The organism is Pseudomonas sp. BAV 4579 (assembly GCF_009765395.1).
GTDB lineage: Bacteria > Pseudomonadota > Gammaproteobacteria > Pseudomonadales > Pseudomonadaceae > Chryseomonas > Chryseomonas aestiva.
In genome coordinates this window covers 22,904-42,484 of the sequence record NZ_WHOV01000018.1, presented here as the reverse complement: position 1 = coordinate 42,484, position 19,581 = coordinate 22,904, and the positions used below count along the sequence as shown (strand labels likewise).

The window sequence follows — 19,581 nt, the reverse complement described above, 5'->3', positions numbered from 1 at the left end:
ACCCTGGCCTGCATCGATCGCTGTTGGCGCGTCGACTTTTCAGACAGAGCCTAGAGTATTGGCTCGAACGATTTAACACAACCATAGGCATTATCTGTATTGGCTTTGAATTCAGCCACTCTATTTTCGATGAAACTCAATAACTCCACCGTGTCAACTGACCAATAAAAGTCTGCCAGATCAATTTCATCAAAAAGATCTTTTATCTTTTTTGAAACAACCCCGATTAAGGGCAGGCGATCACTTATCGCAGAAGCACATCCATGAAATCTCATAGAAAACACTTTGGCGCTTTCTTGAACAACAGCACATAGTTCTTCTAAAGAAGAGCACGGTATGTTTCCTGAAAACGGGCTAACAGCTCCACTTCAAGAGTGGTCGACAGGCTCTACGAAAATCCCTCGAAGATCTTCCCTACTGCTTTGTGATAGGGTGCGTTCCTTTTGGGCCTCGATCGATCATGCGTATTCTGCATGTCTTCAAGACGTATCTACCTGACACCCATGGCGGCATTGAGCATGTGATTCGCCAGATATGCCTGGCGACGAAAGGCTTCGGGATTAATCACCGGATTCTGACGCTCAGCACACATCCGGATCCGGAACGTCTTGAAGTGGATGGTATTCCCGTCCGCAGGGCCAAGCAGGATCTCGACCTCGCCTCGACCGGGCTGTCCCTGGCAGCCTTCCGGGCTTTCGCCGAGGAGGCTCGCGCTGTCGATCTGGTGCATTTCCACTTTCCCTGGCCGTTCATGGACGTCTTGCAGCTGCTGACGCGGCCAGGCAAGCCCTATGTAGTGAGCTATCACTCGGACATCGTCAAGCAACGCCATCTACTCAAGTTGTATACGCCCCTGATGCAACGCTTCCTGGGCAACGCAACCTGCGTCATCGCGGCCACCGAACCCTATCGCCAATCCAGCCCTACCCTGCAGCGTCTGGGCACCAAGGTCCGGGTGATTCCCTATGGCCTCGATCCTGCCAGCTATCCGGAGGCCGGTCCGCAGCGGCTCGCAAGCTGGCGCCAGCGCCTCGGACCGCGCTATCTCCTGTTCGTAGGGGTGTTGCGCTATTACAAAGGTCTGCATCTGCTGCTCGAAGCGCTCCAAGGGCTGGATTACCCCCTGGCGATCGTGGGTGCCGGCCCGGAAGGCGAGGCGCTGCGTGCACAGTGCGAGCGGCTGGATCTTAAGAATTGTCATTTTCTGGGGCGTCAAAGCGAAGAAGATCTGGCGGCGCTCTACACAGGCTGTGAGAGCTTCGTCTTCCCCTCGCACCTGCGCTCCGAAGCCTTCGGCATGGCACTACTGGAAGCGGCCATGTACGGCAAACCCATGCTGAGTTGCGAGATTGGCTCGGGCATGAGCGAAATCAATCTAAACGGCCAGACTGGGATCGGCGTGCGACCGGAGCCTGCGGCTATGCGCGAGGGCTTGATAACACTATGGCAAGATGCCGAGCTGCGGACCCGCTTCGGGCAAGCCGCCCGGGCACGCTTCGAGACGCATTTTCGCAGTGAGATTATGGCCACTAGGCTCATCGAGGTATACCGCGAGGCCCTTGCCTGATATCAGGGGCCTAGCGGCCTTGCAGGGCTAGGCGATACACCTCTAGCGTTCGGGCGGCGCAGGCGCCCCAGGTGTAGCCGCAAGCGCGCCGTTCGCCTTCATCTACTCGCTGGCGAACTGCCAGAGGATCGTCGAGCACCTCCAGCATCGCCTGAGTAATGGCGCTTGGTTCCTGCGGATTGGCCTGTATTGCTGCATCACCGACCACTTCCGGCAACGAGGTGGTGTTGGAGCAGATCACAGGGCAACGCGCGGCGAAGGCCTCAATAGCCGGAAGACCAAAGCCTTCGAACAAGGACATGAATACCAGGGCAGCCGCACTCTGCAGCAGGGCGATGACTTCATCCTGCGGCAGATACTCCAGCCATTTGCCCTCCCCCCTGGCCTCCAGGGCACGCAGTTCCTCGACCAGGGTCTCGGCACGCCAGCCATTGCGTCCGACTACGACCAGGGGGTGCCGCTTGCGCAGGGTCTCAGGTAGCTGAGCGTGGGCAGTGAGGACAGCTGCAAGATTCTTGCGCGGTTGCAGGGTACCGACGAAGAGGAAGAAGCCAGGCTCCAGGCCATGCTTGCGTAGCACCTCCTCGCGCGCGACGTCGGATTGCCGGCCAAAGTACTGCGCGTCCACGCCGAGCGGCGTGACATGAACCCGCTCTTCCGCAATGCCCAGCAGCCTGACGATATCGCTCTTGCTGTACTCAGAGATGGTAATGACCTGATCGGCCCAACCCACACTCTGATTGAACAGCCAGTTCTTCAATCTACGCAGCTTGAGCGTGACCCACTCGGGATGAATCTGCGGAATCAGATCCATCACGCTGGCCACCATCGCCACATTCTTGAGCCGCGGAATGTGATGATCGGGTGCGTGAAAGATATCGACTTCGTTCGCCAATCGCTGGTCGACACTGCGGTCAGCACCCAGCAGCGCGTTCTTCAAAACGAATTTGGGGAAATGCGGCGCCAGGCTCACTGGCACACCGCAATCCAGGAGCGGGGTATCTACGCCGAAGGTATAGGGGCGAACCTGGACGTCCGAGCGGGTTGCGAGAGCTTGGGACAACGACCGGGTATAGATGCCGATCCCATCGAGATGCCCCTTGGCCACCCCAGAGGACCAAACCGTGCTGCCCAACCCGACGTTCAATGTGGTCAACGACCTCCCCCCAAGGCCGCGTAGAGATCCTGGAGCGTCCGCTCCAGAGGAATCAGATCCCTGGTCCCTACCACCTCGCGCAGGCGTGCATCACTGCCACGCAGCGTCGGAATCTCGTTGGCCCGAACGAAAGCCGGATTGATCCGGACCTCTAGCGAATAACCAGCAATGCGCTCCATCATTTCAATGATGGTTCGTAGCGCCGTTGCCTTGCCCGAGCAAACGTTGACGGGACCGGAGCGATAATCGCTGTTTAGCAGCCCCAAGTAGGCCTGTGCCAGATCGCGAACATCGGAGAAATCTCGACTCACGTCCAGGTTACCCAGCTCGATTACTGGCTCGCCACGTGCGAAATGACCGACGATCTTGGGGATGAGGAAGCGCTCGTCCTGGCCCGGACCGGTGTAGTTGAACGGCCGTGTGATGACAATGGGTAGGCGCTCATACCAGGTAGCGACCATGTGCTCCATGGCCAGCTTGCTGCAGGCGTAGTGATTGACCGGCGCCGGACAGACGGATTCGTCGATCACCTCGATGCCGGGAGTACCGTAGATGTTGGCGCTACTGGCGATCAACACACGCTGAGGTTGGCGCTCGAGTGCGCCGAGCGCCTCCAGCAAATTCAAGGTGCCGAACAGATTCACCTGATAGAAGGCTTCCTGATCAGCATGTCCGACAAAGGCCAGCGCCGCCAGATGGATGACCCAGTCCGGTTGCGTCTGACCTACGGCAGCGGCGACCGCTGCCTTGTCGGTGAGATCGCATGCCAGGGTGACATCCGCACCGGTAGCACTGCTACCGAATCCGACTACCTTGAATCCCCGCGCCTTGAGCGCTTGGATGAGATAGCGTCCCGTGAAGCCCGATGCGCCTGTGACCAGAGCGGTTGGCATGCCTATCCCCTTAGTTAGAACGAGAAGCCTTGTTCGTTGCGACGCAGGTCAGCCTCGACCATCATCTGGCAGAGCTGCTCCAGGGTGGTCTTGGGCTCCCAACCCAGCTCGCGCCTGGCTTTCTCGGGATCGCCGATCAGCAGATCCACTTCCGCGGGACGGTGGAATTTCGGATTCACGGCGACGATCTTCTTGCCGCTGCGGGTGCAATAGCCTTCTTCCTTGTCCGCTTCGCCTTTCCATTCCAGCTGGATGTCCACGGCCTTGGCCGCCAGACTGACGAAGTCGCGCACGGTCTCGGTACGGTTGGTGGCCAGCACATAGGTATCCGGCTTGTCGGCCTGCAGCATGCGCCACATGCCTTCGACGTATTCCTTGGCGAAGCCCCAGTCACGCTTGGCGTCGAGGTTGCCCAGCTCCAGTACGTCCAACTTGCCCAGCTTGATCTTGGCGATGCTGTCGGTGATCTTACGGGTCACGAACTCGCGGCCGCGCAGGGGGGACTCGTGGTTGAAGAGGATACCGCTGGTACCAAAGATGCCGTAGGACTCGCGGTAGTTGATGGTCATCCAATGAGCATAAAGCTTGGCCACACCATAGGGACTGCGTGGGTAAAACGGGGTGCTCTCGATCTGCGGGATGGCTTGGACCTTGCCGAACATCTCCGAGGTGGATGCCTGGTAGAAACGGATCTTGGGATTGACGATGCGGATGGCTTCGAGCAAGTTCACCGGGCCTACGCCGGTGATCTCGGCGGTGGTTACCGGCTGGTCGAAGGACACGCCTACGAAGCTCTGAGCAGCGAGGTTATAGACCTCAGTAGCCTGGGTGGTCTGCAGCAGACGAATGCTAGACGAAAGGTCGGTTAGATCATACTCAATTAAATGCAGATTCGGATGATTAGCGATACCAACTTCTTCAATACGCCAAAAATTCACCGAGCTTGTACGCCGGTATGTACCGAAAACGGTATACCCCTTATCGAGCAATAGCTGCGCCAGATAAGCGCCGTCCTGCCCCGTTATGCCTGTGATTAGAGCGTTTGACCCGATAAAGTTAGCCATTTTTCATTCCACAATGAATTTATCGTTGAGTGCACCGGGTAATTTTACCACTACATTGACCGCATCACTAATAGCTTCAAATGAGGTAACCTCACCTGGCTCCAGAACTATAATCTGTCCCTCGTTCCATTCTTTACCCATCATTCTTACCGTCCCAGAAACAATCAAAGTGATCTCGGTCGCAACTTTATGAAAATGCTCCGATTCAAAATCGCCCTTATTATACTTTTTTACCGCGACTTCGCAATCTTGCGTCTTGTAAGCCGAGGGGTCAAACCCCCCAACAAACCAGCCCTTTATCATGTCCGACAATTCATAATTTTTCATAAAAACCTCATCCGGCGTTGTACTGCATCAGCTGACGTTCAGTTTTGAAAGGATGATAATCATCCAGATCTATCTGATACGTCCCTATAACGAGCTGATTCAATACAAGCTCATTTAATGCAGGACAGATATAAAATATGCCATTTGTCTTCGCATCCTTTCGAATCATTCCTTTCGCTGCAGATACAAAAAAGGCTCCTCTTTTAAACCAATAAAATCCAACTGTAGCGTTTTTACTGATTGGATTTTTTTCTGATGCCTCGATAACGAAGCCTTCAGAAGACAGCTTCACGTACGAGTATCGCGGATGAATTGACGAAAAAGTAACAACACCAGCATCTAGAGATCTCTTGCGAAAATCGTCAATAACGTCGTTAAAGTCAAACGTTAGAAACTCATTTGCATTTATAATTAAAAGGGGTTCATCATTATCAATATGCCCTATGCTGAGCAAAGCTGTGCAAGCTGCTCCCTTAGTCTCACCTTGTACAGATATAACTTTAGCACTCGGGGAAAGCATAGTTACTACATTATCTAAGTGGTAGCGATCAATCTCATTTTTTTTCAGGGCCACCATTAGATTTGAGGGTTCAAGAGGGGAAATCGACTCTATAATGTGTTGAATTAGAGGTACCCCATCGAACTCTGCGAGACAAAGTGGATAAGCTCCATCATGAGAATCGATATCGGAAGGGCCTGCCGCTAGAAGTAAGATATTCATCGTGCACCGCCCTCAATCTCCGCGACTCTAGCCGATATGTTTTGATATGTGACGTCACTAACTTCCTTTACTGCCATGACATGCCCACCGGAAGCTAGAGCAGCTTTAATACCGTTTTCGTTGTCCTCAACGATGAGACATTCCCCGGGCTGAACACCAAGCCTCGACATGGCTGCCAAATAAATTTCAGGATGCGGCTTAGGACGCGATATGTCGTCTGTAGACAAGACAGCATCAAGATATTTATCAAGCATGGACCTTTGCATCATAACGTCGACTGTATTCTTTATAGAATTTGAGGCCACCGCCAACTTATAATTTTCCGCTTTCAACCGTGAAAGTGCATATTCGTGATTGAACCGTGGCTTACAGCACTGATAAACTAGCTCCATTGTATAAGCCTGCTTCATCTCATTTATGAATGAGTGCAATTCCACTGGCAGACCAGACTCAATAGAAAGCATTTCTAGCTTTCGTTTCGTTGGCAACCCATCATATGTTTTCAAATGGTCATATCGATTAATCGAAAAACCAAACAGAGCAAGGGCCCTATTCAGCGCATCATAGTGCCAATCCTTTGCTTCAATAAGGACACCATCCATATCGAAAATTATAGCTTTGATCATGTCAGACTCCAAAGAAAACGCTAGCCTTATCTGGGTGATCGGTACACAACATTAGGTTTTCGTATGTACTTAGTTCTTTCAAGTCTTGCCAAACAGATTCATATCCACGGGAATGCAGCTCAGGCGAAACTATACAAACGTGCTTTTTCAAATCTAATAATTTTTTTATGTCATCTGAGGTATACCAAGTTGACTCAAAAGCATCAAGCCATATACCCTCACAGCTATCTACCCACGCCACTACTGGCTCGACCTCGCTAAAACGGCCGAATACCCGTAACGTTGTTTTGAAGTAAGACCTCATGTCCGGGACCGACATATCAAAAACAAAGGCATTTTTCAAATCATATTCAGATACAGCTTTTTCAAGCGCACTAGAAAGCCCATCTGCTTTAATATTTAAAGCTACGGGCAAATCAGTTCCTGCAAAGACTTCTAGAAAACAGGATAAGTCCAGCGCGTCCTGATTTGGAATGTCGTGAGATATGACCAAGCGTCCATTTAAATCTCGAACATCAGTTTCCGTACCGAAGCCGTTATCACGGGAGAATTCAAACGCGCTCAAGGTATTTTTCTCCTCGGCACTTCTCCAAAAACCCCTATGACTCAATATTTTCATACGATAGTCTCCTACGAAACAATGTTTAAGCTTAAGAAAAGATCAAGGTCGCTAGGAATACCTAATCCATACATACCGTGGGCCTCGCTACCTACGTTATAAATGCCAACCCGCTTACCTTCCGCAATTAAAGAATTGTAGACAGGCGCAACATAATACTCTCCATTAACCGTATTACCTTCCGCTATCATTAACTCGGCGCAGCGAACAAAATCAGAACCATGCGCAAAGTTATAAATACCAACAGTTGCTTCATTAGATATGACTTCCTTTTCTACAACTCTTGTCACCATTGAATCATCGTCTAATCCGACGAACGACCATTTTGGGTCATCCGCATTCATTGTCATTAGAAGACCGTCCAAATTCCTGCGACTTATCTGATCAATATAATCGCTAATACTTATGTCAACGTACTGATCACTATTAGCAATCATCAAAGGGCTATTGTTGTCTATATATTCTCTTGCGTATAAAACAGTACAGGCAGCGCCTTGCGTAACTCCGTCGACGTCAATAACTATTGAACCAGGACTAAGATCAGTCAGCATCTGTGTCAAATTGTATCTATCATTGTGTTCTTTCTGGCATATAAATATAAAACGAAAATCGGTTTGAGGTGTCAGATTGATGACCACCCTTTCAATCATCGGTCTTCCGCCAACATCTATTAATGGCTTAGGAAGCTTATAACCTGCATTTGAAAATCTGCTCCCGCGCCCTGCCATTGGTATCACAATATTTAGCATAATCTACTCCTGACTTTCCTTTAAAATATAGTTTGACTCAATCTCAATATTCAGCCTATTAACTTCGGCATCGAGTCTTACTATTTCACTGTCTAGTTCACTGATTCTAGCTAAAAGCCGTTCGTTTTCCTCAATGATTTTTTTGTGCAGATCATCAGCGTATCTGGGGCTATCGCTAAATGCATGCCAAAAAAATTTTCCGTCATATTCCTCCAATCCTCTGAGGTTTAGCTCCCTTTCAACAACCTTTAGATCACAACCCACCTTTGTGAAAAATACATTAAATTCATTTGCAGCGGGATCATTTGGCTTAATATAGGAAACCTGAAATCCGTTCTCATCAAGATAGTTTAAGCACGAGCGCAGATCGTCATGCACATCCTCGTATATTGAGCAGGATAGCGTAGAAACCACCTCAACCACGCCAGCCTCTATTTTAGAGAGATATTTCCCCGCCGATCTAAGGACATCAAGATCCCGCCCTTGAACATCTATTTTAATGAATGGAATTCGATCAAAATCTACGCCGTCTAAAATGCGCTCCAGTGATGAAACCTCTACCTCAAACGTTTCATCGTAAATAAGATCAGAGCGACTAGACCAATAATCATCACCCTGAACATTATTAACACTAATTTTCAATAGGCTTGATATTCCCCAATCGCCACGCTTCGAAATGTTAAAATCAGCAACGCCTTCCTGGAGTCCTACTGCTGATCGGATTACAGATACGTTCGATAAGCACGATTCGGCAAGTCGTTGTTGAATTGTTTCTGCAAGCGCTGGAACTGGCTCGATACAGATAACATTTTTATCTGGATTTAACCTTCCAACCTCACAGCCAAACTGGCCTATATTGGCCCCTATGTCTAGAATTAGGTCTGTAGGCATGATGTTGTCCTATTAAAGTCGATATCTAGAAAGCTCCCCATACGGCTTCTAGGTTTGCTCTACCCCACGCCTTATCTGCATATTTAGCAAGAAAGCTATGGTCAGCATTAGAGGAGATACGATCAGCAATCTTCGCTTTGCTAGCGTCTAAATCGTCACTAAGTACATCTTCTTTTAAGGCAATTTTGTTAAGCGGGCTGATGTTTGAAACAAGAACCGAGGTTCCACAGGCATAGGCTTCAAGAACAGGAAGCCCTAACCCTTCATTTAAGGACGGAAATAGTAAGAGATGGGAATCGGTATAAAGCTCTATTTGCTTATCATAGCTAACAGATGACCACCATTCCACATTATCCATTAATAGCCGGTCGTAAAACTCGTATACCTTACTAATGTCACAACGCACTGATCCAAAAATAACAAGGGACTCGGCTCCGCTAGCATTGACTAGATCAGGTATTGCTTCCAGCCCTTTTCGCAAATCGAAGGGAGCTGCCAATATTATCTGCTTTTTTTTGTTCGCACTTTTAGGCGATAATCCCGAAAAACCAGCGGGTAAAAATGGAGGTATTACTGATATCTCTTTAACACGCCCGAACCCTATTGACTCACATTGCATTTTTGAGTCTTCAGATATTGCTAAAATACCATCCAATTTTGTCTCAGCTATTTGGTATCCGCGGGCATGCTCATTAGCAAAATTTAATAATCCTACATCTCCGGGCCTTTTGATTGAATAGATGTTCGGAATTGCATCATACGCAATACAAAAGGTTTTTCTTGCTTTTGGTAGCAAGAGGTCAGCAGTTAACATCCACGGCGCGCACACGACAGCAAACTCATAGCTATCAGGTAGATTGCATCCAAAGTTTATTGATGCGATCTCGCTAGCACTGAATGCTTCGCTATGCTGAAACGCAAGCGGAATATTGGAAATTATTTCCCGCTTGTTTCTTCCCACAAGTCTGTTTTCTTTAAATCCGTTATCCCTATAATCGACTTTTTGAAAATACAACTTGTTCCAATTTATGAAGCGCCCTGACACATGACGCTTAGCGACAAAGATTTCGCATTCATAGCTACTAGATAGAATATCTGAAAGCGAAAGAATGTATCTTCTAACCCCGTGGTGAGACCGGATAATTCCATCATCAATTAAAAAGCATACTTTTAACTTTTCCATAAATCCTACTTTTTTTAATTTTTGCCCTTTGGTCAGGCGAGAGCTTTATCCAAAACTTCAATGCTAAAGCAGCCAATGACCTTTGGGTATCTGACGCCGCCTCAGTTACGTCTGTTTTCTGAAAGGTCTTTGTGTAGTCCTCAGGAGTTCCTACAGTAGTCGCCAAAGAAAAGACGTTATATCTAGGGATCACGCCGAGCGCACTGAGACAATATCCGTACTCGACATCTTCTGCCTCATTATGAAGAAGGAGTGGGTTTATATTAAAGGCTATTCCTAGATGGCGCTTTACAACAATTATTCCGCCGTTAACAAACGGTGTGTTAAACAACGCTCGAGTATCATCCGCAAAAGATGGAGATTGCCATCTCAGCTCTTTCTTTTGAAAACCCACATAGGAAGGATAACTTTTACCGCTCTCATACTGTTGACGCACTGCTAAATAGTCAAAGTCGTAACCGAATTGATCGAAGCCTTCGAAGAAGCTTTCATCTACCGTGTATCTATCATGGAAGATAGCAATATTCGCATTAGCTGCGGCTCGGATAATTTTGTTCTTTTTCTCACCAATTCTTGGCAAAGCGTCGTTGATATCTACATCGATAAACTTCACTGAAAAAGCTTCGGTGTATTCAAAGACTGGACCGCACACAATGAATTCCAAATTTGAATTCAAACTATGAAGTTTATCAATCAAATTCCTTACATTACTTTCCTTTGCGCCATTAGAAAGTATCCCTATTGTCCAACTCTTATCCGTATAACTTTTAAAAAACTTCCTAAAGACCTTATAAACGCTGATCGTCGTCCCGTCTTCTGAGGAATATTGCATCTCTAACGTAACGTCTATTAAATGAGAGCGGTGAAGATAGCTTTTTAACTCAAATAATGTTCCATGCTCGCAATCTCGAGACCTAATTACTAAAGTACCGTGTTCTTTTAGTAACCTGATACTTTCATCGAGTACCAGCCGCCAATCGACTGCCACTTCAAAGATAGGCGTTTCGAAAATCCATACTGAATCAAAGGAACGATGATGATATTCGCATACTCGACAGTTAGATCCAGAGGTAATATCCATCGCAGTGCACTGGACAGTCGGATTGCATCCAATCCAAAATACCTTTTGCCCATCCGATATTGTGTCGTGCAGATTTCTAATAAAAGGAGATATAGATTTCATTCAAACCTCAAAGTCGAAGCTGGGCCGCATATTAGTTGAGCCAGCCCATCTGGCGGCGTCTTTAGCGTGGATAATTGTGAAAGCCCCTACCGTTTCCGTAATGCATAATACATTTTTGAACAAGCCATCTCCATAACCCTGGCTTTCCAAACCAAAAGCAATCGTATACTCGCCCATTGATAAGCTATTGGACAGCTCTATTTTCAGCATCGCTGTTCCGTCTGCTCGAACATACTTGCCGAGGGAAATCCCGTGGCAATAGGTATTAGTCTCGTAGAGAACTAAGCCTAGTCGATCTTGAATCCGGAATCCCAAATGCGGATCGTCGATACCAGCTAGATTTTTAAGCTTTATTAAAAGGCAGAACGCTTCTGATTCGCTTATTACGCTCACACTTTGTAAATCTTTGTTTTTTAACTCGTAATAGTCAATATATTTGTGTAGACCGCTGAGTGTAATAATCGGCGCAGGAGTGTTTGGCTGGAGACTCTCTATATCATTAAGAACCTCTTCATTTCCGCTAGCTTTGTCCCGTGCGAGACAATCAAAATATGCTTCAACGGCTTGAGCAGTGGACCCTTGAAAAACGCAGCCGTGCTGACTCAAGACCACTCCTCGATCGCAAAGGCTGTGTAACGCGTTCATGTCATGAGTAACAAACAAAATAGTTGTACCTTTCTGTTTAAAAGTTTTTATTCTTTCCGCACATTTTTGTTGAAATTGAATATCGCCGACAGACAATGCTTCATCTACTATTAAAATATCGGGTCTTATAGCCGTAGCCACAGCAAAAGCTAATCGAACCTGCATACCACTAGAGTACGTTCTAACAGGGCTATCAATATAGCTTCCGATTTCCGCAAATGATTCGATCTCTGGAAGTACTCTTTCTATGTCACTTGCGGAGTACCCTAAAAGCTGACTGGACATTATAGCATTCTGTCTACCTGTAAACTCCGGATGAAACCCTATGCCTAGTTCTAACAGCGCTGCAACTCTTCCTTCGATTGAGAAAGAACCTTCAGTAGGTCTTACGATACCTGTTATCATCTTAAGCAAGGTACTCTTACCCGCCCCATTAACGCCTATGAGGCCAACTGCTTCACCCGCTTCAACCTCTAGGTCTATATGCCTTAGTACCCAATGCTCTTCGAATTTATTTGAAAATCCTAGCCAATGTAACAGACGCCCCCAACGTCCTTTATACTTTTTATAAGACTTCCCTAAGTCTTTAACTATTATCTTAGCCATTATAATTCGTCTACCATTTCACCGACATGCCTGCGGAACATAATAATACCTATAAAACAAAATAATATCCCTAATGACAGGGAAGGTAGTAATGTATAGATATTTGGCAAACTACCTGAAAGAATTATATCTTGATAGGCTCTTATGATTGCGGTCATAGGATTCAAATCCACTACATTTTTGAACCACTGCGGAAGAACATTTATTGGATAGACTATAGGTGTAGCCCAGAACCAAAACTGAATGAAAACGTTGAAAAGCTGCCCTATGTCTCGAAAGAACACATTTAACACGCCAAGTGTTATACCAAGCCCTATTGCAAGTAATATTTGCACCATTAGAACAGGCAATATCGCTATAATTACCACACCTGGAAAATAGTCAAACAGCACCAAAAACAACATAAAAATTACAAAAATTATTGTGAAGTTAATAGTTGCGCTAATTAACAAAACAACAGGAAGGCAAATTTTTGGGAAGCTTAGTTTTTTTATCAGGGCGCCGTTCTCTATAAATGTATTTTGCGCACGACTTATTATCTCCACAAAATAGTTCCAGGTTAGCAAGCCACTACACAGGTATATACTGTAAGAGACAGGGTTGTTCACACCTGGAAGGCGTGCACCCATTACTTGTGAAAAGATCAGTGTGTAAACAATTACCAGTGAAAGAGGATGAATAATCGACCATGCTGCACCCAGCATTGAGCTTTTATATTTCAACTCAAACTCTCGTTTCACGCTACCCAATATGAATCCTTGATAATTCAAAAGAGTTCTTAACACCTAAAGCCTCCTACGCCCAAATAATTGATTAAATATCTATAGCTTAACTATCTCAGATGTAATATCTGAGCAGATAACCAGCGCTAATCCAGCATTTATATTGTAGTATTCGCGTTATCCTTATCACCAGCGCGACAAGCGCACCTCAAAATTCCCCATCATTCTACAGGCTATTTAATAAAAAACCAATCGAGCGCTTTTGACTGCATTTTATAAAAAAATTACACCTAAAAATTTATTTATTCTTTGTATTTAAAGCGGTAGGCGATAAACAAAACTGATTCAGCTGAAATTTTTATCGGCCTTTAAACTTTTCGTCTGAAATCGAATCATGCCTATTTAATCGGTTTTAAAAAGCAAATCAGCCCGATGCTCAGCTAAGTTCACAGCGCTTATTCATTTATCGAATCAAACCGTCTTATCAGCCCTTCTCGCGAGCCGAATATATATCAGTTCTAAATAGCACCCATAACGCTGATTAACTATAATTAAGAAAGGCGATAATTAGTTTCGTTTGAATGGCGGCCTAAGAGTTAAGGTCACGGGGCGCATAGTTAAGTAATTTTTTATTTAGCTATCGGATACAGATAAATTCAGCCCAGCTATCAATTATCCGTTCAAAGAAAAAGTACCATTCCTATAATTTCATGACCTCATAACCTAAAGATTAGGCACCTATACCATGAGTGCCTAATTCAGTCGATTCGGTCTCTTCTGAGCCATCCGTCTGAAAAAATTAAAGATTTCTCTACCAATTCAGATACACAAGGTATCGGAGATACATTGAAACGTACTTATCGGTGAAATAGATGTTCAGTCTAGCCAAATCTTCAAAAAACATCGCGATAGTTTTTATGCTTTTAGCCACTCAACAGAGCTGGGCGTTGGACGAAACCGCTCAACTGATTGGTATTAATCTTTCTGGCGCCGGCTTTGCTCCTCAGTCCCTCCCAGGAGTAAACGAAAGGAATTTTATCTTTCCATTGGAAGTCCACTTTAGTCAGTGGAGTGCTCGAGGAGTGAGGAAGGTTCGCTTTCCTATCCTATGGGAAAGACTACAACCTACTTTAAATGGACCTTTTGATCCAACCTATGCAGGCCTTATAGATAGAACTTTCGGATATGCTCAAAAATATAACGTCAAGGTTATCCTCGACATACACAATTACATGCGATACCGCGGCGTAGTAATTGGTACAGGCAATGTTTCATACAGCAATTACAAAGACCTAATTACAAAAGTTGCGTTACGATGGAGCAGCCAGCCTTCGTTGTATGCTTACGATGTGATGAATGAACCTCACGATGCTATTACGCAGTGGCCCATTGCAGCGCAGCATGCAATTGACGGTATCAGATCTATCGATAGTATAAGACCAATATTAATAGAGGGTAATGGATGGGCAGAGGCTACCCGCTGGCCCCAATGGAACGATTCTTTATTGGCATTGAAGGACCCCTCTAATCTCATTGTTTATCAGGCTCACAGTTATTTTGATGGTGAAGGAGGAGGCGGGGTGTATTCAAATACTAGCGCCGATACCTTGCCTGATACTTACGGAATAGAAAGGGTAAGACCGTTCGTGGAATGGTTGAGAAAGAACGGAAAAATGGGAATGATTGGGGAGTTTGGTGTTCCAGATAGCGATCCCCGATGGAATACCATAATGGACAAGATGCTAGATTATTTGAGAGGCAACTGCGTGCCTGCATTTTATTGGGCGGCGGGGCCGGGTTGGGGCAGCTACAATCTTTCTATAGAACCCGTTAACGGTAATGATCGTCCGCAATGGGCTGTTCTTAAAAAATATCTCGAGCCAACGAACTGTGTAGGCTTCGGCTTGGTGTCTAGACAGAGCAGTATTACAAGCCCATCTTCATTCTCACTTGTAAAAGAACTTTATCTTTCTCTATTGGAACGCGCTGCTGACCCTGCAGGTTTGGCTTATTGGGCGAGCCTAATAGATCAAAAAATAAGTTCGCCATCGGACGTTGCTAACCAACTTACTCAAAGCCGAGAGTATCAAACAAGAGCAACGATAAAAAAGATATACATAGACTATCTTGGGCGGACAGGTGATCCCGAAGGAATAACATATTGGACAGCGCGTGTATTGGATGGAAGCTTAACAATGGCGGAGGTTGTATCAAATATCTTATCTAGTGACGAGTATCGTGCACGCTTACAAGTAAAGGCTATTTATCAAACTTACCTCAAGCGCCCTGGCGATAATGATGGGATTTTATTTTGGACAACTCTGATAGCGACAGGGAAGATGACCATTCCGGAAGTAATAGAATCCATTAAAAATTCGCAAGAGTATAAAACGGTCATACTGGTTAATAATATTTATATTGAAAATTTGGGTAGAAATGCAGACGACGAGGGAGCCGCGTATTGGACTTCATTAATTATGGGGAATAAAATGAACGAGCAGTCTACGGTAGCCAGCATAAGAGATAGCAGAGAATTTCAAGTTAGAAACTCGATTAAGAATCTATATAGGACGCTTTTAACAAGAGAAGCAGATAATCAAGGGCTTCTGTACTGGACGAATAACGTGCTAAGTGGATCAATGAGCATGGACATTGTAAGGTCGCTGATAATAGGAAGCGCGGAGTACCAATCAAAGCATTAATGATTGTATTCTCTTACTCATTTTCCTAATAGATACGGGAAAATATTATTTTCCAGCTGAGTGTTATAACTATCCTGAAACCCCATTATTGCAGCGCTCCTCATTCAGGCCAGCGCAAGCGTATAAGCTTGGCCGTGTCAAGAACATGCCATAAATATAAGGGTTTTGGATATTGAGTTCTGTACGAAAAATCCTACGAGTAAAATTGTTGCCATGACGGGCCGGAGGGCCGCATGGCAAAGCGTTACAAGTTCCCGGATGAAGCGTGGGAGCTAATCGCAGATCTTGTTTCGCCTGAGCAGAAGAGAGGGCGACCTCGTAGTGATGACCTGCTGATGTTGAATGGCATCTTCTGGATCCTGTGCTCAGGCGCCGCCTAGTGCGACCTTCCAGAGCGGTTCGGTCCCTGGTCGATGGTGTATCACGGTTTCATGATTGGCGAGATGACGGTACATCTGATCGGATTGTCGAGCGCTTACATGCTCGCCTGAATCAGAAAAGGGCTGATCGAGCTGGACACCGGATGATTGATTCCACCGCCGTAGACGCAAATTGAGTCGATTCTGGAGCTAGGGGCCAGAAGAGCCGGTAGACCATGCACTGGGACACAGCAAAGGTGGCTTGACCGCTAAGTGTCATATGGTTTGCGACGCCAAAGGCGTCCCCCTACGCTTTGTATTATCACCGGGTCAGGCTAGCGACATTTCGAATGCCCAGGCTCTTCTGGATAATGTTCGCATGCTTGCCAAATTAGGGCGTCCCTGCGAACGCTGCCGCTGCTTGCTGGCAGCCAAGGGCTACGATGCCGAGCACTCGAGCCAGTACTGCGACCGTTACCGGATGCGTCCTTTGATTCCGCTGCGAACGATGAAACGCAAGGTCAAGGTTTTTCGACCGTCTGAAATACCGGTAGCGCAACACCATCGAGCGGATGTTCGGCTGGCTGAAGGAGAGGGGCAGTATCGGCGCTCACTACGAAAAGCTAGCAAAAAAGTTTCGCTGCAATGGTCACGCTGGCTTGCACGCTGTGCTGCCTACGCCGGTATGTTTCGTACAGAGCCTAGCAGGCTCAATATTTAAGGTTAGCTTTTAAATATTCAATGAATAAAGATTTCTCACCGGCTTGATCGTTAACAATAGTCAACTATTAACGATATCAGCCAAACTTCTTTAATTTCATTTTTAATAGTTTCTTCGAAAGAGATATCATTGGTTGTTCTACTGAAAAATTCAGAAACCAGGAACAAAGCAGTAGCAACCCAAAAAAAATGCTTACCATAATTAATCCATTGATGCCACCCGGAAGATAGTTAATTGTTAGAATTATCAATGAACTATGAATGGCATAAACAGGATATGATATTTTTCCTAAAAATCCGAACAGTCTATTTTTTAGAAACTTCAAAAAGAATGGATCTTTTAGAATTAAGAAAAATGTCAGCGCTGATAAAAGCCAGCTCGGGGCCCCTTTGTCTAGTGAAAAGTAAATTGGGTAAGGCGCATTTAATAACGACAGGAAGACACACAAGAGTCCAGCATAAAAATAAGCATTACCTATTGCTTGAGACTTATATAACCAAGTTATCCATCCCAAAATCAACATTGGAAGTGTTGATGCCAGAACACCAAATGAAACGGCCCAAGGCCACTGTGAATTATGTGGCATGATATATGTGTGGCCTACCGACAAAAGACTGAATATGATAAATATTGATGGCAAGACCTCAGCGCCAAGTTTTTTTGATAAGAAATACACTAGCCCTACTATAATATAGAATTTTACTTCTATTGAGAGCGTCCAGTAGATTGGCTCGACCAGCGCTTCGTTAGGCACTAAGTCTGAACCAAAGAGCGAAGCGCTTATTGCAAAGTCTTGCCAGCCAAGATTTCTTACATTGCCAAGATCAAACTCTACCAACATTCTTATAGCAACTACGACTATTGCAATTGGATAAAGCCTAAAAATCCTTCTTACAAAAAAATCCGATGCGTAGCTCTTATGCGCACTAGATGCTACAACAAATCCGCTTGTAATAAAAAACAGGCCTACCGCGTAGCTACCTATAAAGGATGAAAAAAATCCTAGTGGAGATTCACTAGGGAACTTGTATACACTAATAAAATAGTGCGCAAACGCTACTAGCACCGCAGCGACGCCTCTAGCTCCGTCTAAACCTGAAAGTCTTTCCACAGAATACTCATTAATTTTAGAAATTGTATTTTGGAATAAATCATCTTTCTGACAAGCCTGCTCCATTGTACAGCTTTTTCTAGGAACCCCCTAATTTATAAAGCCCAGTTATCGCCCTAACAAAAACCACAAGCAATACTTCTTTGGAATGAATTCGCACATCGGCGCCGAAGTTGAGTCGGGGCTGGTGCACCACGTTCACTGCGCTGCAGCCAACGTCGCGGATGTTACCCAAGTGGCCGAACTATTGCATGGCGAGGAGCGCGCGGTGTATGCCGATGCCGGTTACACCGGGGGCGAGAAGAGCATGCCGGGCGTGCCGTGATCTGGCGGATTGCAGCGCGACGCAGCACGTACTACCTTGCCCAAACGCAGCCTGATCTAAGGTCAAGCTACGGATCGAACGCACCAAAGCGCAGATCCGGGCGAAAGTCGCCCCCATTTCGAGTCATCAAGTGCCAGTTCGGCTACTTGCAAACGTGATACGTGGGCTGGTGAAGAACGCGGCGCGACCGAAGACCCTGTTCGCGTTGTCGAACCTATGGATGGCTCGAAAACACGTGATGGGTTAGGGCAAGCTGCCCGTTTAGAACGGAAAAACGAGCTGAAAAGCCCCGCTTGGCCGTGCGCGCGGGCACCGACTACTAAAATTTGGACGTGATCTCGGTATTTTTGCGTCCGTCAGATCCTTCTGGCGAAATTGCTCTGAGCTTCCCTAATGGCAGAGTAATCAGCTTACCGCCAACGAGATTTTCGCAATCCTTGACCATAGTATGGCCCTTCAAGTCAAAGAAAAATTGAAAACAAAACGCCGGCCAATCGCGCCAAGATCCAACTAGTCATGGAGACTCTGCAGCCAAGTCACTTGGCTTCGTGAATTGAGCATCTTTCTACCCTTCCTTCAGCCAGCGCTCGAACGTCGCGACCTGTGCTCCATCCTTCTGTGGAGCGTAGTAAACCAGCCGTAGATGGCGGTCCACATCTACTGTAAGCGTCGTGTGTTCAAACACCATCTGGCCTATCCCATCGAGTCGGAAGTATCGAATCCCTTGGCAGGGCCCATGGATGTCCTGGCGATTCCACCAGTCACAAAATTCTGGGGCTACCCGCTCCAAGTCCTTTACCAGTCCCACGATGTCTGCGTCCTGGGTTCCCTGAACAAAATCGCGCCGGAAGCTCGAAAAGATTTGGACTGCCTGGCCCTCCCATGGATCGAGAAGTTGGCGTAGCCGCTTGGACGTAAACAGCATCCAAAGCAAATTACGTCGCTCAGGGATCTGCTCCGAAAAGCCAAACAGTCGGTCGGCCGCGTCATTCCAAGCCAACACATCCCAGCGCAGATTCAAGACGTAGGACGGGCGGGCATCCAGATCCTCTATCAACCGGATAATCAGGGGTGGAACTACGCACCACGTCCTGCCGGGCTCACACGGTGGCCGCTGTTGGGCGAGTAGATAGAGATGACGACGCTCCGTGGCATCGAGCTTGAGTGCACGGGATAGATTGTCCAGAAAAGTCGAGGACACGCTGATTTCTCGGCCCTGTTCGAGCCAGGTGTACCAACTAAGACCCACCCGTGCCAGCGTCGCTACCTCTTCACGCCGTAGCCCAGGTGTCCGCCGTCGCCCACCGCAAGGCAACCCAACCTCTTCAGGTGTCAGCCGCTCCCGGCGGCTTCTTAGAAACTCAGCAAGCTCAATCCGAGAACGTTCGAAAGACCGCGCCGCCGACATGCC

Annotated in this window: 20 protein-coding genes and 1 pseudogene; 5 read left to right on the top strand and 16 right to left on the bottom strand. The window is 46.7% G+C overall.

All coding sequences use genetic code 11. The features are described 5' to 3' along the window. Nucleotides 1–50: 50 nt before the first annotated feature. Complete coding sequence (locus GSQ95_RS06060) at nt 51–275, bottom strand: hypothetical protein (RefSeq protein ID WP_158895027.1); 225 nt, start codon at nt 273–275, stop codon at nt 51–53. 185 nt (nt 276–460) lie between these two features. Between GSQ95_RS06060 and GSQ95_RS06055 the strand changes: the two genes are divergently transcribed. Further along, complete coding sequence (locus tag GSQ95_RS06055) at nt 461–1,567, top strand: glycosyltransferase (RefSeq protein WP_158895025.1); 1,107 nt, start codon at nt 461–463, stop codon at nt 1,565–1,567. 10 nt (nt 1,568–1,577) lie between these two features. Here GSQ95_RS06055 and GSQ95_RS06050 read toward each other — a convergent pair whose 3' ends face one another. From GSQ95_RS06050 to GSQ95_RS05990, 13 genes are all read right to left on the bottom strand, one after another. Continuing rightward, on the bottom strand, nt 1,578–2,714 hold the full coding sequence (locus tag GSQ95_RS06050; protein WP_178118452.1) for a glycosyltransferase family 1 protein: 1,137 nt from the start codon (nt 2,712–2,714) through the stop codon (nt 1,578–1,580). 5 nt (nt 2,715–2,719) lie between these two features. Next, complete coding sequence (locus tag GSQ95_RS06045) at nt 2,720–3,616, bottom strand: NAD-dependent epimerase/dehydratase family protein (protein WP_158895021.1); 897 nt, start codon at nt 3,614–3,616, stop codon at nt 2,720–2,722. Nucleotides 3,617–3,630: 14 nt separating this feature from the next. Beyond that, on the bottom strand, nt 3,631–4,680 hold the full coding sequence (gmd, locus tag GSQ95_RS06040) for a GDP-mannose 4,6-dehydratase (RefSeq protein ID WP_158895019.1): 1,050 nt from the start codon (nt 4,678–4,680) through the stop codon (nt 3,631–3,633). A 3-nt stretch (nt 4,681–4,683) separates the two neighbouring features. After that, nucleotides 4,684–5,007, bottom strand: a complete 324-nt coding sequence (locus GSQ95_RS06035; RefSeq protein WP_158895017.1) for a hypothetical protein — start codon at nt 5,005–5,007, stop codon at nt 4,684–4,686. A 7-nt stretch (nt 5,008–5,014) separates the two neighbouring features. Continuing rightward, a complete protein-coding gene (locus GSQ95_RS06030; RefSeq protein ID WP_158895015.1) occupies nt 5,015–5,728 on the bottom strand; it encodes a glycosyltransferase family 2 protein in 714 nt (237 codons plus the stop codon). Then, a complete protein-coding gene (locus GSQ95_RS06025) occupies nt 5,725–6,354 on the bottom strand; it encodes an HAD family phosphatase (RefSeq protein WP_158895013.1) in 630 nt (209 codons plus the stop codon). Before GSQ95_RS06025 ends, GSQ95_RS06030 begins: the two co-directional genes overlap by 4 nt. Before the next feature lies 1 nt (nt 6,355). Beyond that, nucleotides 6,356–6,973 (bottom strand): phosphodiesterase, encoded by a 618-nt coding sequence (locus tag GSQ95_RS06020; protein WP_158895011.1) that lies wholly within the window; start codon nt 6,971–6,973, stop codon nt 6,356–6,358. 11 nt (nt 6,974–6,984) lie between these two features. After that, nucleotides 6,985–7,722 (bottom strand): glycosyltransferase family 2 protein, encoded by a 738-nt coding sequence (locus GSQ95_RS06015; protein WP_158895009.1) that lies wholly within the window; start codon nt 7,720–7,722, stop codon nt 6,985–6,987. Nucleotides 7,723–7,725: 3 nt separating this feature from the next. Further along, nucleotides 7,726–8,613 (bottom strand): FkbM family methyltransferase, encoded by an 888-nt coding sequence (locus GSQ95_RS06010; RefSeq protein ID WP_158895007.1) that lies wholly within the window; start codon nt 8,611–8,613, stop codon nt 7,726–7,728. Between the two features lie 25 nt (nt 8,614–8,638). Continuing rightward, a complete protein-coding gene (locus GSQ95_RS06005; protein WP_158895005.1) occupies nt 8,639–9,796 on the bottom strand; it encodes a glycosyltransferase family 4 protein in 1,158 nt (385 codons plus the stop codon). Further along, nucleotides 9,765–10,877: a hypothetical protein gene (locus GSQ95_RS06000; RefSeq protein ID WP_158895003.1), complete on the bottom strand. Its 1,113-nt coding sequence runs from the start codon at nt 10,875–10,877 to the stop codon at nt 9,765–9,767. Before GSQ95_RS06000 ends, GSQ95_RS06005 begins: the two co-directional genes overlap by 32 nt. A gap of 102 nt (nt 10,878–10,979) precedes the next feature. Then, nucleotides 10,980–12,230, bottom strand: coding sequence for an ABC transporter ATP-binding protein (locus tag GSQ95_RS26820; protein ID WP_158895001.1), 1,251 nt, complete (start codon nt 12,228–12,230; stop codon nt 10,980–10,982). Next, entirely contained in the window at nt 12,230–13,015 is a 786-nt protein-coding gene (locus GSQ95_RS05990) for an ABC transporter permease (RefSeq protein ID WP_158894999.1), read from the bottom strand. The genes GSQ95_RS26820 and GSQ95_RS05990 overlap by 1 nt, the downstream gene beginning before the upstream one ends. 809 nt (nt 13,016–13,824) lie before the next feature. Between GSQ95_RS05990 and GSQ95_RS05985 the strand changes: the two genes are divergently transcribed. The 3 genes from GSQ95_RS05985 (at nt 13,825) to GSQ95_RS27070 (ending at nt 16,734) form a co-directional block, all read left to right on the top strand. Next, the gene (locus GSQ95_RS05985) at nt 13,825–15,654 is read left to right on the top strand and encodes a cellulase family glycosylhydrolase (protein WP_158894997.1); all 1,830 of its coding nucleotides are present in this window, start codon (nt 13,825–13,827) and stop codon (nt 15,652–15,654) included. Between the two features lie 233 nt (nt 15,655–15,887). Next, nucleotides 15,888–16,034, top strand: a complete 147-nt coding sequence (locus GSQ95_RS27075; RefSeq protein ID WP_372240084.1) for a transposase — start codon at nt 15,888–15,890, stop codon at nt 16,032–16,034. A gap of 259 nt (nt 16,035–16,293) precedes the next feature. Continuing rightward, nucleotides 16,294–16,734: a hypothetical protein gene (locus tag GSQ95_RS27070; protein WP_372240085.1), complete on the top strand. Its 441-nt coding sequence runs from the start codon at nt 16,294–16,296 to the stop codon at nt 16,732–16,734. Between the two features lie 76 nt (nt 16,735–16,810). Here GSQ95_RS27070 and GSQ95_RS05975 read toward each other — a convergent pair whose 3' ends face one another. After that, nucleotides 16,811–17,911 carry an acyltransferase gene (locus GSQ95_RS05975; RefSeq protein WP_158894995.1) on the bottom strand — a complete coding sequence of 367 codons (1,101 nt, stop codon included), beginning with the start codon at nt 17,909–17,911 and terminating at the stop codon, nt 16,811–16,813. Between the two features lie 61 nt (nt 17,912–17,972). Here GSQ95_RS05975 and GSQ95_RS05970 point away from each other — a divergent pair. Then, nucleotides 17,973–18,417, top strand: a pseudogene (locus tag GSQ95_RS05970) (transposase); the annotation flags it as partial. Nucleotides 18,418–18,735: 318 nt separating this feature from the next. Here the strand turns inward: GSQ95_RS05970 and GSQ95_RS05965 are convergent. Next, on the bottom strand, nt 18,736–19,578 hold the full coding sequence (locus GSQ95_RS05965; protein ID WP_158894993.1) for a helix-turn-helix transcriptional regulator: 843 nt from the start codon (nt 19,576–19,578) through the stop codon (nt 18,736–18,738). Nucleotides 19,579–19,581 lie beyond the last annotated feature (3 nt).